Origin of the sequence: Spongiibacter sp. IMCC21906 (assembly GCF_001010805.1) — a bacterium.
GTDB lineage: Bacteria > Pseudomonadota > Gammaproteobacteria > Pseudomonadales > Spongiibacteraceae > Spongiibacter.
This window is the reverse complement of record NZ_CP011477.1, coordinates 16,277-34,494: the sequence shown is the minus strand read 5'-3', so window position 1 is coordinate 34,494 and position 18,218 is coordinate 16,277. Positions and strand designations below refer to the sequence as shown.

At 49.2% G+C, this 18,218-nt stretch carries 19 protein-coding genes and 1 other RNA gene; 6 read left to right on the top strand and 14 right to left on the bottom strand.

Annotated features, from left to right (window positions below):
* Positions 1 to 89: 89 nt before the first annotated feature.
* Entirely contained in the window at positions 90 to 593 is a 504-nt protein-coding gene (locus IMCC21906_RS00145; RefSeq protein WP_047010459.1) for a hypothetical protein, read from the bottom strand.
* A gap of 514 nt (positions 594 to 1,107) precedes the next feature.
* Here IMCC21906_RS00145 and IMCC21906_RS00140 point away from each other — a divergent pair.
* From IMCC21906_RS00140 to IMCC21906_RS00130, 3 genes are all read left to right on the top strand, one after another.
* Entirely contained in the window at positions 1,108 to 1,581 is a 474-nt protein-coding gene (locus tag IMCC21906_RS00140) for a (2Fe-2S)-binding protein (RefSeq protein WP_047010458.1), read from the top strand.
* Positions 1,578 to 3,719 (top strand): xanthine dehydrogenase family protein molybdopterin-binding subunit, encoded by a 2,142-nt coding sequence (locus IMCC21906_RS00135; RefSeq protein WP_047010457.1) that lies wholly within the window; start codon positions 1,578 to 1,580, stop codon positions 3,717 to 3,719. The genes IMCC21906_RS00140 and IMCC21906_RS00135 overlap by 4 nt, the downstream gene beginning before the upstream one ends.
* 135 nt (positions 3,720 to 3,854) lie before the next feature.
* A complete protein-coding gene (locus IMCC21906_RS00130) occupies positions 3,855 to 4,445 on the top strand; it encodes a hypothetical protein (RefSeq protein WP_047010456.1) in 591 nt (196 codons plus the stop codon).
* A gap of 27 nt (positions 4,446 to 4,472) precedes the next feature.
* Here IMCC21906_RS00130 and IMCC21906_RS00125 read toward each other — a convergent pair whose 3' ends face one another.
* Together IMCC21906_RS00125 and IMCC21906_RS00120 are read right to left on the bottom strand one after the other, a co-directional pair.
* Complete coding sequence (locus IMCC21906_RS00125) at positions 4,473 to 5,012, bottom strand: pyridoxamine 5'-phosphate oxidase family protein (protein WP_047010455.1); 540 nt, start codon at positions 5,010 to 5,012, stop codon at positions 4,473 to 4,475.
* Between the two features lie 166 nt (positions 5,013 to 5,178).
* Positions 5,179 to 6,159, bottom strand: a complete 981-nt coding sequence (locus IMCC21906_RS00120; RefSeq protein WP_047010454.1) for a helix-turn-helix domain-containing protein — start codon at positions 6,157 to 6,159, stop codon at positions 5,179 to 5,181.
* A gap of 280 nt (positions 6,160 to 6,439) precedes the next feature.
* Here IMCC21906_RS00120 and IMCC21906_RS00115 point away from each other — a divergent pair, with 280 nt between their 5' ends.
* On the top strand, positions 6,440 to 6,844 hold the full coding sequence (locus tag IMCC21906_RS00115) for a helix-turn-helix transcriptional regulator (RefSeq protein ID WP_231580293.1): 405 nt from the start codon (positions 6,440 to 6,442) through the stop codon (positions 6,842 to 6,844).
* The gene (locus IMCC21906_RS00110) at positions 6,841 to 8,058 is read left to right on the top strand and encodes a type II toxin-antitoxin system HipA family toxin (RefSeq protein ID WP_047010453.1); all 1,218 of its coding nucleotides are present in this window, start codon (positions 6,841 to 6,843) and stop codon (positions 8,056 to 8,058) included. The genes IMCC21906_RS00115 and IMCC21906_RS00110 overlap by 4 nt, the downstream gene beginning before the upstream one ends.
* A gap of 958 nt (positions 8,059 to 9,016) precedes the next feature.
* Here IMCC21906_RS00110 and IMCC21906_RS17200 read toward each other — a convergent pair.
* The 11 genes from IMCC21906_RS17200 to IMCC21906_RS00065 form a co-directional block, all read right to left on the bottom strand.
* Entirely contained in the window at positions 9,017 to 9,304 is a 288-nt protein-coding gene (locus tag IMCC21906_RS17200; RefSeq protein WP_369795835.1) for an HGGxSTG domain-containing protein, read from the bottom strand.
* Positions 9,288 to 10,100, bottom strand: a complete 813-nt coding sequence (locus tag IMCC21906_RS00105) for a hypothetical protein (protein WP_047010452.1) — start codon at positions 10,098 to 10,100, stop codon at positions 9,288 to 9,290. The genes IMCC21906_RS17200 and IMCC21906_RS00105 overlap by 17 nt, the downstream gene beginning before the upstream one ends.
* Before the next feature lies 1 nt (position 10,101).
* Positions 10,102 to 10,281, bottom strand: coding sequence for a hypothetical protein (locus IMCC21906_RS00100; protein ID WP_047010451.1), 180 nt, complete (start codon positions 10,279 to 10,281; stop codon positions 10,102 to 10,104).
* Positions 10,278 to 10,586, bottom strand: a complete 309-nt coding sequence (locus IMCC21906_RS00095) for a helix-turn-helix domain-containing protein (protein WP_052763276.1) — start codon at positions 10,584 to 10,586, stop codon at positions 10,278 to 10,280. The genes IMCC21906_RS00100 and IMCC21906_RS00095 overlap by 4 nt, the downstream gene beginning before the upstream one ends.
* Positions 10,587 to 10,600: 14 nt before the next feature.
* Complete coding sequence (locus IMCC21906_RS00090; RefSeq protein WP_052763275.1) at positions 10,601 to 10,807, bottom strand: AlpA family transcriptional regulator; 207 nt, start codon at positions 10,805 to 10,807, stop codon at positions 10,601 to 10,603.
* Positions 10,808 to 10,921: 114 nt separating this feature from the next.
* Positions 10,922 to 11,746 (bottom strand): hypothetical protein, encoded by an 825-nt coding sequence (locus IMCC21906_RS00085; protein ID WP_047010449.1) that lies wholly within the window; start codon positions 11,744 to 11,746, stop codon positions 10,922 to 10,924.
* Between the two features lie 106 nt (positions 11,747 to 11,852).
* Positions 11,853 to 12,080 (bottom strand): hypothetical protein, encoded by a 228-nt coding sequence (locus IMCC21906_RS00080; protein WP_047010448.1) that lies wholly within the window; start codon positions 12,078 to 12,080, stop codon positions 11,853 to 11,855.
* Positions 12,077 to 12,355: a hypothetical protein gene (locus tag IMCC21906_RS00075; RefSeq protein ID WP_047010447.1), complete on the bottom strand. Its 279-nt coding sequence runs from the start codon at positions 12,353 to 12,355 to the stop codon at positions 12,077 to 12,079. Before IMCC21906_RS00075 ends, IMCC21906_RS00080 begins: the two co-directional genes overlap by 4 nt.
* Positions 12,356 to 12,436: 81 nt before the next feature.
* Positions 12,437 to 13,654 carry an integrase arm-type DNA-binding domain-containing protein gene (locus IMCC21906_RS00070; protein WP_047010446.1) on the bottom strand — a complete coding sequence of 406 codons (1,218 nt, stop codon included), beginning with the start codon at positions 13,652 to 13,654 and terminating at the stop codon, positions 12,437 to 12,439.
* A gap of 164 nt (positions 13,655 to 13,818) precedes the next feature.
* Positions 13,819 to 14,178, bottom strand: a transfer-messenger RNA (tmRNA) gene (ssrA, locus tag IMCC21906_RS16520).
* 71 nt (positions 14,179 to 14,249) lie between these two features.
* The gene (locus IMCC21906_RS00065) at positions 14,250 to 15,752 is read right to left on the bottom strand and encodes a Ppx/GppA phosphatase family protein (protein ID WP_047010445.1); all 1,503 of its coding nucleotides are present in this window, start codon (positions 15,750 to 15,752) and stop codon (positions 14,250 to 14,252) included.
* A gap of 147 nt (positions 15,753 to 15,899) precedes the next feature.
* On the opposite strand from IMCC21906_RS00065, the gene ppk1 reads away from it, so the two are divergent.
* Positions 15,900 to 18,023: a polyphosphate kinase 1 gene (gene ppk1 / locus IMCC21906_RS00060; protein WP_047010444.1), complete on the top strand. Its 2,124-nt coding sequence runs from the start codon at positions 15,900 to 15,902 to the stop codon at positions 18,021 to 18,023.
* Positions 18,024 to 18,218: the final 195 nt, after the last annotated feature.

Sequence of the window (18,218 nt, the reverse complement as noted above, 5' to 3'; positions counted from 1 at the left end):
CTCTGCTAAATTGAAAGGCCGCGTATTTCGCGGCCTTTTTTTGAATAGGGGATTATTTTTTTTATTTTTTAAAGATTGGATCAGCTGATTCAGAGAGGAAGGTCTAAAGATTCCAGGCCGGGGAGTGAAGGCAGTACTGACTCTAGTGATTCTAGATCGGCGACCAGAAAGGCGGAGCTTGCAGAGATGCCGTCGGTAACAAACACCATCGTGCCGGTAATGGAGGCTGCCAGAAAATCTGCGGTGGACAGTAAGTCTGCAGAAATAAAGTCCCCAGTGCCCTCTATACTATTTTTGAGATAGTCTTCCAAACTGATTTCGCCATTGGCTAAGGCAAAAAACGCATCGACATCTCCCGCCACAAAGTCGGTGGTACCCTCCACCCCAGAGGCCAAGAATTCAAAAGTCGCCTCCAGGTCCGCAGCGAGAAAATCAGCGGTTCCATTGAGGTCGCTTACTATAAATTCGGTGGTGCCTTCAATTGAGCTGCCGATGTACCCCAGTAAGCCATTAATGCTGGCAATGGAATCCGCCGCGTGGGCGGGCATGGTAAAGGCAGAATATAAAATAGCGGCGGCAGTTAACTTCTTCATAACTTACGTCCTTTATAATAGATAAAATAAGATAAAAACTTTCTTCCCAGGTTGGTCATTGCAAGCTATGAGCCAATTGTTGAGATATGAGAAAAACCTGGTTTTTACGGTGATTTTTAAGATTTGTGCACTGTTTTAATGAATAGCGCGCACTGCTTTGTGGCTATAAAAATCGTTGCGAAAACAGTATTGTGATGTGCGTCACGCTTTCCTGAGTAGGGGTTCTAGAAAAGGGTGTCTTGCGCGCACACGAATTGCGTTCTGCTGAGATAGGGGGCACTGAATTAGGGCTCGACTTTTGTTGGTCTGCTTAATTTGTGGGCAGCGTCCTAAAGATTAAAACTGTTTTAAAAAATGCATAGGTGCCACACAGAAATACACCGTTTATGCTTAGCCTTGGTTTGAGGGTTTTGTATTCTGGTGGCGAATAAGCAACAGCGTTACACTGAAAAATGAACTAAAAAATTAGGCTTCGGGTAATGCGATGTTTCACCCAGCCAAATGGAGAGTCGGCATGGCAATAAACTTTACACTTAATGGAAAGAAAACCCAGGTTGAGGCAGCGCCAGATACCCCTTTGCTGTGGGTTTTACGAGACGAATTACAAATGACCGGCACCAAGTTTGGCTGCGGTATAGCCCAGTGTGGGGCCTGCACGGTGCATTTTAATGGCAACGCCATGCGTTCTTGTTCGCTGCCGGTACAGGCGGTTGAGGGGCAAGCGATTACTACCATTGAAGGGGAAGACAGCGCCGAAGCCAAAGCCTTGCAAGCTGCTTGGGATGACTTGGCGGTATACCAGTGTGGCTACTGCCAGTCGGGCCAGCTAATGTCTGCCAGCAAATTGTTAAAGGACAAGCCCTCGCCAAGCGACGACGATATTGATCAGTTTATGTCGGGCAATATCTGTCGCTGTTCTACCTATCAGCGGATTCGTGCGGGTATTAAACAAGCCGCGTCCGATTTGGCTACGGAGGTAACATCATGAGCGCAATGCAAAAGGGTCTGAGCCGGAGGTTGTTTCTTATTCGCAGCGCCCAAGCTGGCGCAGGTTTAACCTTGGGGATGAGTTTAAGTGGCCAGCTGTTGGCGGCAAGTGGCGATAAGCACGAAAACTTTGAGCCCAATGCCTTTGTCAGCATTCAGCCTGACAACACGGTTGTGATTACCATTAAACATCTGGAAATGGGGCAGGGCACCTATACGGGGTTGGCGACCATTGTGGCAGAAGAGCTGGACGCAGATTGGGCGCAGGTCAAGGCGGTTGCGGCACCTGCAAACACTAAAAAGTACGCCAACCTGGCCATGGGGGTTCAGCTCACCGGGGGCAGTACGGCGATTGCCAATTCGTATACCCAAATGCGTGAAGCGGGCGCCACAGCGAAAGCGATGCTGTTGGCGGCGGCCAGTAAGCAATGGAATAAGCCGGTTGCCAGTCTTAGTGTAAAAGCGGGCAAGGTTATGCATGCGGCGTCTGGCAAAGAAGCGAGCTTTGGCGAATTGGCCGATGCTGCCGCTCAGCAGCCAGTGCCTAAAGACGTGAAGCTCAAAGACCCCAGCGAATTTGTACTCATTGGCAAAGCCAAGCTAGCGCGTAAAGACAGCGGCAAGACCGATGGCAGCGCTATTTTTACTCAAGATGTACAACTGCCGGGAATGCTGACGGCGGTTGTCGCGCACCCGCCCTTGTTTGGCGCTACTCTCAAGTCTGTTGATGCCAGTGCAGCAAAAAAATTGCCCGGTGTGAAAGCGGTGGTGGAGATCCCTAGCGGGGTTGCGGTGTTGGCCGACAGTTTCTGGCAAGCGAAAAAGGGCCGGGATGCGCTGCAACTGCAGTGGCAGGGTGGCAGTAAGCGCAGCTCCCAGGAGATCATCGCGGATTACAAGAAACTTGCCGATAAACCGGGCTTGAGCGCCACCAAAAACGGTAATGTGACGCCGGCTTTAGAGAGTGGCAAACATGTTGTCGAAGCCACCTTCGAATTCCCCTTCCTCGCCCATGCGGCCATGGAGCCCATGAACTGCGCACTGCAAAAAAACGCTAAAGGCGTAGAGATGTGGTATGGCTGCCAAGGCCATAGCTGGGACCAAAAGAATATCGCCAAGGTATTTGACCTGGACCCAGAAGCGATCACCATTAACACCTTGTATGCCGGTGGTAGTTTTGGTCGCCGGGCAACGGTCGTGTCCGACTATCCCGTTGAACTGGCTGAAATTGTGAAAGCCTGGGGTGGCTCCGAGCCCGTAAAACTGGTCTGGACCCGGGAAGATGACACGCAAAGTGGTTACTATCGCCCGATTTACGTTCACAAGCTGAAGGCTGCGCTAAACGACGCTGGCGAGCTTGATGCCTGGCAACAGCGCATTGTGGGTCAATCCATTATGGGTGCCGGTAAATCGGTAGATCATACCTCTGTTGAAGGGGCGTCAAATCTGCCCTATAACATCCCCAACCTCAGTGTTGAGTCCCATAATACTAGCGAAGAGGTACCGATCTCATGGTGGCGCAGTGTGGGCTCTACCCATACCGCCTACGCTGTGGAAGTGTTTATCGACGAACTTGCCAAAAAAGCAGGACGTGATCCGGTGGCGTTTCGTTTGTCACTGCTAAAAGATGAGCCCCGTCATGCCGGGGTGCTGAAGCTTGCCGCAGAAAAAGCCCAATGGGGTAAAGCTTTGCCCGAGGGGCATTTTCATGGGGTGGCGTTGCATAAGTCTTTTGGTAGCTACGTGGCACAAGTGGCCGAGGTCGCAGCCCAAAAAGACGGTAAGTTTAAAGTGGTGAAAGTGACCTGTGCCGTTGATTGTGGCGTGGCCGTTAACCCCGATGTGATTGCTGCCCAAATGGAAGGCGGCATAGGCTTTGGTTTGTCGCCACTCATGTTCAGTGAAGTCACCTTAAAAGACGGCAAGCCCGAACAAATTAACTTTGACGCTTACAAGGTAGTGCGTATGCGCCATATGCCTCAAGTTGACGTGCATATCGTTCCTTCTGCCGAAGCGCCTACGGGTGTGGGCGAGCCCGGTACGCCGGTGGTGGCTCCCGCAGTAGCGAATGCCTTATTTGCGGCAACCGGTAAACGTATTTACAGCTTGCCCGCTGGGGGAGATTTTTTCGCGGCATAAAATCCATTTACGGCCTTCCTCTCGTAAGTATTGATCTAAAGGTCAATGTTGCAGCTCGATTTTGCCGCTTCAAGCGCGCAGAATCGAGCTGTTGCTCGTCAAAATAATAGAGGACGAATCTCCTCGGGAGGACATATGAAAGGGCTAACTACGGCGCTGCTTGGTCTTTGCTTTTGCATGTCTGTACATGCGGGACCCCAGCAGCAATTAACGGTAGACGATATTGTTGAACTGACTCGCTATAACCAGGCTGGTGCAGACGGTGAGCCCAGCCTGCGTGGTATGAGTATCACCACCCGAACGCCAAAAGGCGGGGTTGATGATCTTAGTCAGCGTTATATTCGCAGTGTGGTTGACGATGAAGGGCGCACCCATCATCAAGTGCTGCTGCAAGTGAGATATGTTGGCGGCTGGCGCTTTTACCGCAGTGCACGATTGCTGCTCGAAATTGACGACTTGCCATTTAATGCCGAAGAACGTCGCTTTTCACGCTGCACCAGTGCATTTTTAAACTGCGATCATCGCGAAGTTGTCACCGCAGAAATCACCCGCATGCAGTTAGAAGAAGCGCTGGGTAGAGGGCTGGACGTGCGTTTTGAGACCAAAAAACCTGGCGAAGATACCCTCGTGCACTTTCCTGCAGCTTACATCAAGGCCTATCTGATTAAACTCGATGGCAAAGAGGCCGTAAAACCCCACGGTTTTGCCATGGCCTCAAATGGCTGAGCATCTGCAAGTCACAGCTGTCAGTGATCAGGGCGTAAGCCAGCGCAAAATATCCTTTGAAATTTCAGCTCGCTGATGCCCTGCGGGGCTCAGCGACAGCCAATCTAAATGGCTCACGCAGACGCTGATAATAGCCAAGTGATGAGCGTCGCCAAGTCCATCGTGTTTCCCATTTGGCAACACTTCACCCGGCGCAAGTGGCGAGAGATAATCTTGCCGAGCCGGACTCTGCATCACCCGCTGCCATGCAGCATCTACCTCAGAGCCGCTGGTTTCAACACGCGCCATAGCTGTAACACGTAATTGCCACTTTAATGCCGGACTCCAAAACACTAACTGTATTTGAGCGCTATGTTGTATCTGCAAAGCTTTAGGGCTGCGGGAGTCAGTGAAAAACTGCAGCGTCTGGCTGGCCTTGTCGACCCCTCTCAACACAAGCGTACGCGCCTGAGGTAAACCCTCACTATCAACGCTGGCCAACACAGGCGTGCGCCAAGAATGTTGGCGATCCGCCACGGCCCGTTCAAGCTCTTGCCATATTCGTGGTGGAAGTTCTGTGAGCGTCATTGTATTCACTTGTTTGGTGGTTGGCTTGTGCGAGTCAAAGGCTTTGACGGGAATGGATTGAGTGAACAGACCCCAAGGCTTTTTATGATCTTTTAATTCAGTTTGATCATCGCGGTTTCAAGTAATAACTGCAATTCCATGGATTTTTCGACAACGAATCTGACCTTTACTTTAATCGGAGTTCAAGCGCGTTCAGGTTAAGTTCCTCTTCAGTTATGTTGAGCTTTTTTACTATCGCTGGGAGTACGTGATTTATGGTTCTTAGTGTACAGAGGATTTCATTCATATAAATGTCGGGGTGAATTTGGTCCTTATCAAAACCTAGGGACACAAACTCCGCGTCGTGTCCTAAGCTGTTGTGGTCGTCTAAAATCAATTTCATGGGTTCAACGGTAATAGGGATTTGCGCTTTTACGCATGTTCGCTTGAGATCGGTCAGCCAGGATTTGTAGTTTTCAGTTATTTCTAAAGAAAACATGGATTTATTTGGCGCGTAACTGGCGTCGAGATCAGCCTTTCCAAATGCCAAATCAATAAGGCAGGGCTCAATGTCATCGAAATGATTAAGACCGGCTATATCTACCTCCCTAGCTTCATCGATTAGACCCTCGATGTATGCAGCAAAGAACCCCCATAAATCATTGAGTACCAAGAATGCTTTATAAATACTTGAGGAAATTTTATTGCCAGTCACAATGTGATTGTAAATCTCGTCACTAGCTTCTTCATCCAGCGTAAATATTTTCTCGTAATCAACATCCAGATCCTCTGGAAAGGTGCTTGGAATCTTTGCCCCAAGTCTATCTAAACAATTAAAAACGTGGGAGATCAATACGCCTATTTCATCTTCCAAGGGGTAAGTAATGTAACCCGTTTCTGCATTCTCATTCGCAATTTTAGCGAGGAAGTCTATTAGTTTTTGCCACTTGTCTGTATCGCCAATTGAACCTGCGGCATAGACAACTTCGGGATCGCGATCTCCAATTTGGGTCAATATTCTGAACCGATTCTCCATCTCGAAAGACATCGGCTCGCCCTGTTTCCACTTGGTGATCTGTGCCGCAGAAACGCCTATTTGCGACGCAAGTTCTTTTTGAGTGGAGCCTAGATCCCTAAGCGCCAATTTTACTAAAGCTCCGCTGTGCATGTCAGTCTCCGGCATTGAGTGTTGGTGTTAAGTAAATTAATCGTTTCGTTGGCTTAACAATAGCAACAAATTAACTAAATTCAATATATATTTAGTTAATTTATCGGATTGAGTCAGAAAGTGGTACGAGGCAGGGGGAAGCAAGGCATCGCAGGCTGATTTACAAAGCGAGTTAAGTGGGCAGGGAAAGCAACATATTGGTTGCTTTTTATGTTTTTGCTGCAATGGCTTTTTAAAAGAAGCTAATATGTTGCTTTTTAGGATATAGGAAACTAATCTGTTGCTATTAATCGAAAAAGCAATATATGTGTTTACTATGATGAATTCTATACTTCAGCAGATCAAGCAGCGGCGATTGGCGCTCGGGCTTAAGCAGAACGACATGATGTTGCGAGTAGGTGTATCTCGTCAGCAATATCAGCGCTTGGAATCTAAGGGGAATCCTAGGTTGGACACCTTGGCGTTGATTGCCAAGGGCTTGAATAGCGAACTTGTGCTCATACCAAAGGAAAAGCTTGGTGCAGTCATGGCGCTGCTCGAACAGGAGGAGCTCTCAACGATTAACGAGCCGCCTTTCGAGCCAAACAAGGGGCGTATGTCTAGCGCGAAAAAAGCTGTAAAAGAAGACGCAAGAAAAAGTCTTTCAGATGACCCGTGGCAAGACTTGCTGGGGGATGAGACATGAGCGATAGCCGTGTCGATGAAATAAATGTACTCAAGTTGAGCCTGCACGGAAGGCTGGTGGGCTATTTGGCTGGCTTTCAAAGTGGTCGAAATGTGCTGAGCTTTGCCGATGAATTCAGAAGTGATGCAAGTCGTCCTACATTTAGTTTAATTACCCACCCAGCATTTCCTCGTGCTGAAAAAATAATGGCGGAGTCGTGGGCAAGAAACCAGAGATTGCATCCGACGCTGTCAAACTTACTTCCTGAGGGGGCCTTGCGGGAGTTAATTGCGCAAGGACTCAAAACTCATGTCGATAACGAGTTCCATATCCTTTCATACTTAGGTGCCGACCTTCCTGGCGCTTTGGTAGCCGAGCCGATGGAACCTGACGATGTGCCGGATAGTGTTCTTAATACTCACGGCAAAGCTCGAGCAGTAAAGTTTGACAAGACATCATCGGAAAACAAATTTTCTTTGGCTGGCGTTCAGATGAAATTTTCCATGAAGGAAAAGGACGGACGCTACAATCTTTCTAAGGGCGATGTATTAGGGGATTGGATTGTAAAAACCCCTTCCACCAAGCATAAAGATGTGCCGCTGAACGAATACACCGCAATGAAACTTGCGGAATTAGTTGGCGTCGACATTCCAGAAATTAAGCTGATTGAGCTGAGTAAGTTAGACAATCTTCCTCAAATAAACCTGCCCGATGAAAAACTTGCTTTCGCAATTAAACGTTTTGATCGCGCTGATGATACACGTATTCACATGGAAGACTTTGCCCAAGTACTGGTTAAGTATGCCCATGAAAAATACAACTCGGCAAACTACCAACAAATCGGACGTATTCTTTACGGCTATTCTGGTGACGGCTTGGCTGATACGCAGCAGTTCGCCAGACGACTGCTAGTTAACATTCTGCTTGCAAACGGTGATGCGCATCTAAAAAATTGGAGTTTGATTTATTCAGATAAAATAACGCCAAGGATTTCGCCAGCATACGATATTGTTACCACAAGCGTGTATATCGACGGTGAGCGTAATTTCGCGCTTAATTTAGGGAAGACCAAAGAGTGGTATGGCGTCTCAATGGCAAATTTTCAGTCGTGGGCTGAGCGTGCCGGCATTCCCTGGAGAGTCATTAAACCCCACCTAGATGATGTTATGGAAAAGGCGCGAAACCTTTGGCCAGAGGCAGTCAATGATCTCCCAATGAATGAGGCGCACAAGTAAAAACTAAAGAACCATTGGAGTAATTTACATCAGGATTTTAGAATCAAATAGCGTTTGATGAGTGCCGCTCCCCGTTAATGAGTAGAGTCCGATGCGCAGGCAATAAAAAACCCCAACTTTTTCAAGTTGAGGTTTGATATTTGGTAGGTCGGCGTCACTACAGCTTGTAGGGCTTTCCGCTGGCTTGGCTTCCTTGATCGTTGAAACTGTGAGTTTCATTGGGGGTACTGAGCTACCCCCATTTATTCGCATACCCCCGGAACCATACAGACCGTTCAGGCACAAAAAACCCCAGATTTACTGGGGTTTCAGGCCTTCCGAGGTATCCCTTGGAAGATTTGTTGGGCCGGCGTCACTTTAATAGACTCCATAAGCGGCTGATTAGTAAATAGTATTTAATTTGTGTTTTGAAATATGCCCCCATAAATGCCCCCAGAATGGCTTCGCTAGGGTTGTTATCAGGCGGTTTTTGGTGGGCTTTGTATCGCTGATACGGCTATTAAAATATTTTTATTTATTTTCATGATTTCGGTGGCGTCATCCACCGACCCGGTTAGCCAGTCATCAATTGCCAGCTCTGGGATTATTAGCGGCGTGTGATGATGTACCCATTCTATCGCCGGTATCGCGCGCGTATTGCTGCTAAAACTATCTGTAGGCCGGTTTCACTGTCTTTAGGGGGTGTCATAACTACCCTTCCCTAAACCTTACTAAACTTGACCTAGAACGACTGGACGCGAGATGTATTTGATCCCTTTTTTATAGACGGGAAATACTCGACCTAGTGAAATTATAGGTAAATCAATGTTAGGTTTTATAAGGTTCTATGGCCGTTGTGGTGTCAACATTAGTCAATAGCACATGGGGTTTGTGGGCCTTAACAATTCTGAGCATCACATGGGGTTCGCTGTTCTGGTGCTAATACCCTTGTCTAAACCTTGCCGCTATCTTGCCCCTCTCATGGGATTTTTTTAAACCCGTTGGCTGCTGATTTCGCTTTACCTTCTGCTGTCCTTGGGCCAGTTGATAAACCGCCGTGAAACTTGCAGCGCCCATTGCTGTATATCGCCTTCTGCTTGCAGGGTGTACCGGCTCGCGTTTTAGCCCCACAAGTTAAGTCGCGGCATTCATCAGGGTAAGGGCCGCTATTCTCAGATCTTGCCCATTGCTTGTAGATTGATCGTTTCTCGTCGTTGGTTATAGGCAGTTCATCAATATTATTCAAACAATCAACTGGCGGCGTCATAGTCATTTAGCCATTCGTCATTGCTTTGTTCTTGTGGGGATATATTACTTACTAGGGGCTTAAAGGATGTTCCTTTATACGTTCCTTCTTTATTACTTAATTCGTACTGATTTGCACACGTACTTAAATCGCTCTGTACCCCTTTGGTTTTGGGGCTTTCAGCGGTTTCCTTGTCGGGTGTGCTTGTCGGGTAGTTGTCGGAAAGTTGTCGGTTTCTTGTCGGATAGTTGTCGGGTGTTTTTTTAATATCTAAAGCGATTTTTATTTCATCACATGACAATGACAGCGGCTTGATTAATGCTTTATCCAGCTTTGAGTCAGAGGCAACCACCCCCGTCACAATAACGGTTTTTAATTTCCCCATGCACTCGTGGAAGGCTGATAACCGGCGCGGTAATGGTAAGCCCATTGATTGCCAATAAAGCGTAAAGGCGTGATTGTTACCCACTCTGAATTGGCCCCTAGGTAGTGGCTGACCTTTCTTACCATAGCGGGTGGTTCGGTCTCTGCTTAGATCGGCGTTAAATGTTAAAGCATGTTGCTCGCCGGTAACGAGATCCACATAGCGCAGTGTTACACCGGATGCTTTGTACCTGCCATATCGACCAGTTGAGTGGCCTTGATACTGAAATATTGGAAGCCCTGTAGCCGCTGAAATATCCCTTAGCAACTGCGTTTGATGTTGGCAGATCCAATCCTCTGGGAGGTGTTGCCCTTCGTTCGATTTGATTGTGAGCTGCCCAGCTTCAAGGTAAACGGCCCCGCCACGAGCTAATAGCTTTTGAAGAAGCGTCATATCACGCTATCTCAGCCGATTCTAATAGCCGTGTAGCGACAATTCGCAGCTCTCCCGCCTCTTGGTCGCCACACTCTCCCATGCCGTATAGAGCGCGTTTGGGGGCGTCCTCGATGTTGTCTGCATCAACGGTGACGGGGGTGGTTATTACTTGCCGGACTTCCACTAAATAACGATTCATTGCGCTGCCCTCCGCACTCGATCCCATTTACCCGCGAACAATACATATCGTTTGCAGGAATGGCGGTGACCTTGGGCGTTGTAGTCGTGCGTTGGGATAGCTTGAATGTTATATCCGTGATTCCAGCGCAATTCGTGAACCCTTGCAGCGGGCATCATAATATCAAGCTGTTCGCGGATCTGAATTGTTGTTAGTCCACTGCTACCTATTTCACGCAATGCCGCTATAAGGCGTTGGCGCTGGTCGCTGCTGGCTGTAGAATTGGTGGTGTGTGATTGGCTGCTCTTCGGGGTGGCCTTTTTCATTTCTGGCACCTCCCTTAAGCGGCGGACTTACTGGCGGCGATGCGCTCAGCAATCCACTTATCAATGCTGCTTTGCGTCCAGGCCACAGTGCGGCCTACCAGCGGTACAGGCTTGGGGAATTTACTCTCTGCCATCAGGGCGTAGATTGTGCTGCGGGTTAGCCCGGTGCGGGCCTCGACTTGTTTGCGGCGTAACAGTGCTTCTGTTGCTTGCTCTACCATCGGGAACTCCATATAAATTGTGAGCGCCAGCAGAAATGCATGGCTGCCTATGGATTTTCACGGATTGCGATCCAAGCTCTAATGGCAGGAATTTCTATTTTTTATAGTTTTGTGTCAGGGTTGCATACGACCTAGAACTCTTTCAATTGTCTCAGCCTCAGCGTCTATTCGGTGAACTATCGACTCCTTGCTTGATATACCTTTGCACGCTCTAATAACTTCACGTTCTGAAATTTGGCAATCAAAGCCTACTGACGCTGCATCTGCGACAACCTTTCGAAGCGGTTTGGTTGTTGCTTGAACAAGGTTGGATGTTAGCGACCTCATGAAATAAAGGCGGGAGCTATTATCTCCCTCCGGCTGCTTTCCAAACAATTCCTCTCTGTGCCAGTTGTAAGCATTTGAAAGGGCGGTATGCATTGAATTTAGTAGGACGCTGGGCGGCGGAAGCTCCCCCACCATATCCTCAATCTTGTCATGCGCATTGTGCTGGCCTCTACGGTGGAGGTATATGCCGACCTCTCGTCTAAATTCATGCTCCCAGCCAAAAAAATTCCCAGGAACACTTTTGGCGAACCTGGATGATTTCAATAGATTTTTAGCAAATCCTGATTGCCAATTTTTTGCTTTTGTTGCCGATACCGGCTTGAGATTGGAGTATTGGGGCGGGAAAGAATAATCGAGTGTCTGTGAGAACCAAGCGCCACCCCAGTCGGGGTCTTCGGAAAAGAAACTTATTATTTTTTCCCATGAATATTTCATTTCATCGCGCCTATGAAGAGAAATAAGCTTCTCGTCTTGGCTGTTAAAAGATCCCTTCCTCCCCTTGAATGCACCCACCGACCATTCGAGCATTAACAGCGCGCCCGTAGGCACCCATTCGGGAAATTCCGAGCGTTTGAAATATCTGAGGTGATTGCTTAACGGGGTGTTATCCACCTACGAGCCTTCCTGCGCCCCTTCAAAGGTTACCACCCCAAGCCGGTGAAGGTTTACGGCCTGTTCCCCGTCGGGTTAGGGGTGGCAATTGGGTTATATCCGGTACTTAGTTAAGTGATATTTCAATCTCGCCAATTAATTGTCGTTGCTGGCGTACAAGGTCGACAATCATGCTCGCAGCTTCATAGGCGTCTGCCCCGCTTAACTCAAGGTCGCCGCCGTTTTCGTTGTCGATGCCAAGTACAACAACTTTAGTTAGCATTTCGATTCTCTCGGCAATAGCTGAGGCCGCATCAATGACGGATGCGGACGATGTTTTTGCAACCTGCTTCATGGCTTTACCTCCTCGTTGTATCGTTTCTCACTTGCTCCGAACAGCATGTCGTGAGAAAGCTCGACCAGCCAAACGCTACCGTAGAGGGCAGCGGACAAGTTGTTTTCTTCCTCGTCATCACTGTTGAAAAGACGATCCGCCGTTTGTTTGATCTGTTCTGTAGCGGTAGCCAGCAAAGCAAAGCCGTCATCAAACAGGTTTCCGGCGCTCAGTTCGGGGTCATAACTTAATCCGCCGGGAAGGCGTCTAGTTTTGGTAGTATCGGCATTAGCCATAATTTCACCTCTCTATCAGGTGGTTTGTGGTTAGGGCGGGGGTGGTACGCCAATACCGTCCCCGCCCGCTTACAAGTGACCTCAGCCAAAATTAGCCGCTATCACATTGTTATTTGCAGCCTGCGCTTTTAGGTTGTCTAAGTAGTTCGCCCAAGCTTGCATCATCTTCTTGCGCTCCGTTAGGTGAGCGGTGCGGTTATAGGCTCTGCCATGAACGTCCTTTACCGCATGGGCTAACTGGTGTTCGATCCAGTCAGGTCGAAATTGTAATTCCTCGTCTAGTATCGTTCGCGCCATTGCTCGGAAGCCATGCCCGCACATTTCATCTTTATCGATTCCCATGCGGCGCATAGCCGATAACACTGCGTTGTTACTCATTGGCCGGCTAAGTGTTCTTGCGCTTGGGAATACATATTCGCTTCTACAGGTCAGGGGCTGAAGCTCTCGGAGTATGTCGATAGCCTGCGTTGATAGCGGCACAATATGTTCAGACTTTGTTTTGGTGACGAAATAACGCCATTCAGCTTTATCGAAATCAATCTCCGCCCATTTAGCCTTCCGTAATTCGCCGGGGCGAACAAACGTCAGCGGGGCAATGCGAAGGGCCGCTCGGACAACAGCGGTTCCCTGATAGCCTTCTAGGGCGTTCAGGAGTGCGCCGACAGCTTTGGGTTCTGTAATCGCTGCAAAATGTTTTTTGACGGGGGTGGCTAGTGCGCCGTTAAGGTCTTGGGCCGGATCGCGTTCACATCGACCTGTTGCCACTCCGTAGCGAAATATCTGGCCGGCTATTTGTTTTGTGCGTTTGGCAGACTCAAGAGCGCCACGGCTTTCAATCTTTCGCAATACGGCTAATAGTTCAGGCGGGGTGATCTCATTCAGTGGGCGGGTGCCTAGGTAGGGGAACAAGTCCCGCTCCATCATCCGATCGACTTTGCTCCAATGACTTTCGGCCCATGTCGGCTTCTGCTTGGCAAACCATTCGAGTGCAACAACTTTGAAGCTGTTTGCAGCGGCGGTAGAGCTGACAAGTTTCGTTATTTGCTTGAGGGCAGAAGGGTCGATGCCATCGCTAAGCTGTCGGCGAGCTTGTTCTCTAAGCTGGCGGGCCTTCTTTAGGGATGTGGTTGGGTAGACGCCAATAGAAAGCCGTTTTTCTTTTCCCCCGAAACGATACTTCATTCGCCAGTATTTGCCGCCCTTGGGAGAGACTTCCAAGTACATGCCTTCGCCATCAGTTAGGCGATAGGGTTTGTCCTTGGGCTTGGCTAGCTTTACTGCGGGGTCTGTTAGGGGCATCTGGGGGCACCTGTTTGGTGAAATCCGTTTATGCCCCCGATTGTGCCCCCGCTTTGTACTGGATTGCAATAGATGCCCCCAGACACCTATGGACGCTATAGACACAAAAAACCCCAGATTTACTGGGGTTCTAGGCCTTCCTTGGTCTCCCTTGGAAGTGTTTTTGGTGGAGCCGGCGGGATTTGAACCCGCGTCCGCCAGTCCGCCACTCAGGGCTCTACATGCTTAGTTTCCGTTAATTAATTTAGCCGCAATCAGCCCAACGGTCAGGACGATATTGGCGATTCTGATTAGGAGTTTCGCGAGTCCGTCTCAGACAAACTTCATCGCTAGCTTGTTCTATATGACGGTCACTTCGTGTTTACAAGCATCCACTTATGACCGCTAGCAGGGGTTTAAGCCGCTAGAGCGTAGTTGTCGTCGTTGGCAACTATATCGTTTACAGCTTTGGATTAACGTGATTGGCTGCCATCACGGCATGCACCACAGAGCTTTGTTACCGGCGTCGAATCCAAATCGGCCCCAAAAACAGCGCTTGTTTTGCTTAAGGTCATTGTAACGCGCAGGGCGGGCTTCTGCATAGTTATGCTTTGGATTAGTTGCTGACCTGCAGGTTGAGTTTGATATCGGTGCCTTTTTTGAGAAGTTCGACTTCTTCTTCCAGGTCGGCAACGACGAGGGGATTGTCTTCCATCCAGCTGGCGGGCAGGGTCAGGCTTAAGGTGTCGGGCATTTCGCAGTGCAGGGTGATGTCATTTCGCAAAGGGATGGTTTGGCGCCGACGGTAAAAAATACAGGCCAGCCGGAGGAGGGTGGCAAGCAGCCAATCTGGTGTGACGCCGTAAACCAGTGTGGATGGGGGTTTGGGTTTGCGGCGATGGTTTAGCACCAAAAAGCTCAAACGGGCTTGTTCTTGACGGGAGAAACCGGGCATGTCGGCGTAAGTGAGAATATAGGCGCCATGTTTGTGGTAGCCACCATGGGCGATGGCCAGGCCCAGCTCGTGGAGCTGTGCCCCCCAACGGAGCAGTTCTATGGCTTCGCTGGCGGGGGTGGTGCAGTGAGTTTGAATCACCGGGAACCATTTTTCGCAGAGGGCGGCAACTCTGTCACCTTGTTTACTGTCGATAGTAAATTGCTGGATCAATTTGCTGATGGTTTGGTCGCGGGTGTCGTTGCGGTGGTGTAGGCGCCCGGCCAGATCGTAGACGATGCCTTCGCGAACGGCAAAAGTGGACACGTGCATTGCCTGTATATCCAGTTCTTGAAAGAGGGCGTAGAGCACCGAGAAACCGCCGGGAAAAACATCGCCTCGGTCGTCTGTCAGCCCTTTTATATCAAGTTTTGTGACATTATCAGCGCTGAGTAATTGTTCTTTGACGGCTTCCATACCGGCTCGGGTAATATGACCGGCATCGCTGAGGTTCTGTTCGTCCATAATGCGGCCGATTGCGCGAATTGTACCGGAGGAACCGACGGCGTCTTGCCATTGGCCTCTATATTGCTCCACAAACGGCGATATCAGCCGACGGCCTGCATTGACCGCTTTTTTAAAGCCTTTCTCGCTGATTTCGCCATTGGGGAAATAGCGCATACTGAAGTTGACGCAGCCCATGGGCAGGCTTTCAAGCTGTCTGGGGACATGATTACCAGCGACGATTTCGGTGGAACCACCGCCGATATCGGCGACGAGGCGGCTGCGTTCGCCGGGGGCGAAGTCTTTGGCAACCCCTAGATAAACCAAGCGTGCTTCTTCGGTGCCGGAGATAATATTAATGGGAACACCGAGCAGGGCTTCGGCTTTGCTCATAAAGTCAGCCGCGTTGTTGGCGGCTCGCAAAGTGTTGGTGCCGACGACGCGAATCCGTGTTTTGGGAACACTGCTAAGGCGGTTGGCCATTTTAGCCAGGCTATCTAGTGCGCGGCTTTGGGCTTCGTCGCTAAGGTTGCCATTTTCATCTAAACCGGCTGCCAATCGAACCATATCTTTATGGCGATCAAGGACTTTTAACTGGTCGTCTTGAAAACTGGCAATCAGCAAATGGAAGCTATTTGAGCCCAGATCTAGGGCGGCGTAGGACTCTGTATTTTGGGGCATTGGGACGGCTATTCCAATATCGTAGTGACGAAGGCTTTTTCAGTGTAATGGCAGTGTGAGCGAAATGCGACTGCTGTAATATGTCATTAAAATGACACGCAGGGCGGCTACTCTATGCCGCTAAATGATTTATGTTAGGGGTTGTCGATGTCGGGTACCGGTGATAAGCAGGCTTGGATTGCCAAGGAACTTAGCTGGTTGTCTTTTAATGAGCGGGTGTTGCAAGAGGCGGCTGATCCTAAAGTACCGGTGATACAGCGCATTCGTTATTTGGGCATCTTCTCTAATAATCTTGATGAGTTTTTTAGGGTAAGAGTGGCGGATGTTCGTCGTTTGGCGGCGTTCTCTACGCCATCTAAACAAGAAGATTATAAGCAGCTGCTGGAAGAAATTCGCCAGAGTGTGCTCAAGCTGCAACGTCGTTTTGATACGACCTATACCGAGTTACTAAAAGAACTACAGCGTCGAAAAATATACATCATCAATGAAAAACAATTGGATGACACTCAGCAGGAATATGTAAAACGCTATTTTTATAGCCATATTCAGCAAGAGCTGGTGCCGATTCTGCTGGACGACAGTCATCCGGTGCCAGAGCTTAATGATGCGTCTATCTATTTGGCTATTCGTTTGGGCTTTGAAGGGCAAACCCGGTTTGCGCTGCTGGAAATTCCCACTTCCCGGCTTGATCGCTTTATTCGCATCCCCAGCCGCAAGGGCAAACGGGGCAAGGTAATCATCACCTTGGAGAATATTATTCGGGTGTGCTTGCAGGAGGTGTTTCGCGGTATTTTCCCGCTGGACAGCGCCGATGCCTATACCATAAAGCTGACCCGTGACGCCGAATTGGAATTAAGCGAAGAGCTGACCCAGACCTTTGTCGAGAAGATGGCCCAGAGCCTGAAGCGCCGTAAAAAAGGCGATCCGGTGCGCTTTGTTTACGACAGTGCCATGCCCAATGATTTGCTGGAATATTTGGTCAAACGTTTGGGTTTAGGGCGTTTGGATTCGATGATTCCTGGCGGTCGTTATCACAACTCTAAAGATTTTATGCGCTTTCCCAATTTAGGGCCGGCGTATTTAGAGTTAAAACCGTTGCCGAATATTCCCCATGCTGAAATTGCCAAAGCTGACAATATTCTGAGCTGTATCCGCGATCAGGATGTACTGCTTTATTATCCTTACCACAGCTTTGATTACCTGACCGATTTGCTAAAAACAGCGGCCATCGACCCCTCAGTTAAAAGTATCAAAATCAGTCTTTATCGGGTGGCATCTAACTCCCATGTGGTGGATGCCTTGCTGAATGCGGTGGCCAACCACAAAGAAGTCACGGTGGTGGTAGAGCTGCAGGCACGGTTTGATGAAGAGGCAAATATCGCCTTGTCCCAGCGCCTCACCGACGGTGGCGTTAACGTCATCCTTGGTGTGCCGGGTTTGAAGGTGCATGGCAAGCTGATTTCTATTGTGCGCCAGGAGGGAAATACCCAGCGTTATTACACCCATGTCGGCACCGGCAATTTTAATGAGAAAACGGCGTCGATTTACACCGACTTCAGCCTGATGACCTACGATCAGGAAATTGGCGACGAGGTCGCTAAAGTTTTTGATTTTATTGCTTATACCTATAAGCGCCACCGTTTCAAACACTTGTCGGTGTCCCCTTTGAATAGTCGGCAAAATATTCTGGGGATGGTGAATACTGAAATTGACAATGCCAATGCTGGCAAGCAATGCGGCATCACCCTGAAGTGTAATAACCTTGTCGATAAGGAGTTGATTGACCGGCTCTATGCGGCAAGTCAGGCCGGTGTACCGGTACGAATTATTGTGCGCGGCATGTGTTCGTTGGTGCCTGGCGTGCCGGGGCTGAGTGACAATATTGAAGCCATCAGTATTGTGGATCGTTATCTTGAGCACCCGCGGGTCTATGTGTTTCGCAATGGCGGTGAGCCTCGGTATTACATTTCGTCGGCAGACTTGATGACTCGCAATATTGATTTTCGTGTTGAGGTGAGTTGCCCGGTGTACAGCAAACCTTTGCAAAAGATGATTCAGGATATTCTGGATATTCAGTGGGCCGATAATGTTAAGGCGCGCATTCTTGATGCCAGTTTGAGTAATCACTTCCACCCCCGGGCGAAAGGGGTGGCAAAAATTCGCTCACAAGAGCAAACCCATAAGTACCTGGCTTCAGGGAAGCTGCCCAGAATGCCGAAGCTGGACTACCGCCCCCGCCCTGCGGAAAGCCGTAAAAAACGCAAGAAATAGTACTTTACGGATGGCACTGCGACCCTTGATAGAGCCCGGGATTTTCTCGGGCTTTTTGGTTTCTGGAGCTAGGAGGAAATAAGCATATTTCGGTAAATAACAATTTTCCTCTTGGGCGGCTGGGTTCTGTGTTTCTTGCAAGCTAATAAATTTGGGCCGCTGGATTCCGGATCGCAAAAAACGCGTCCGGAATGA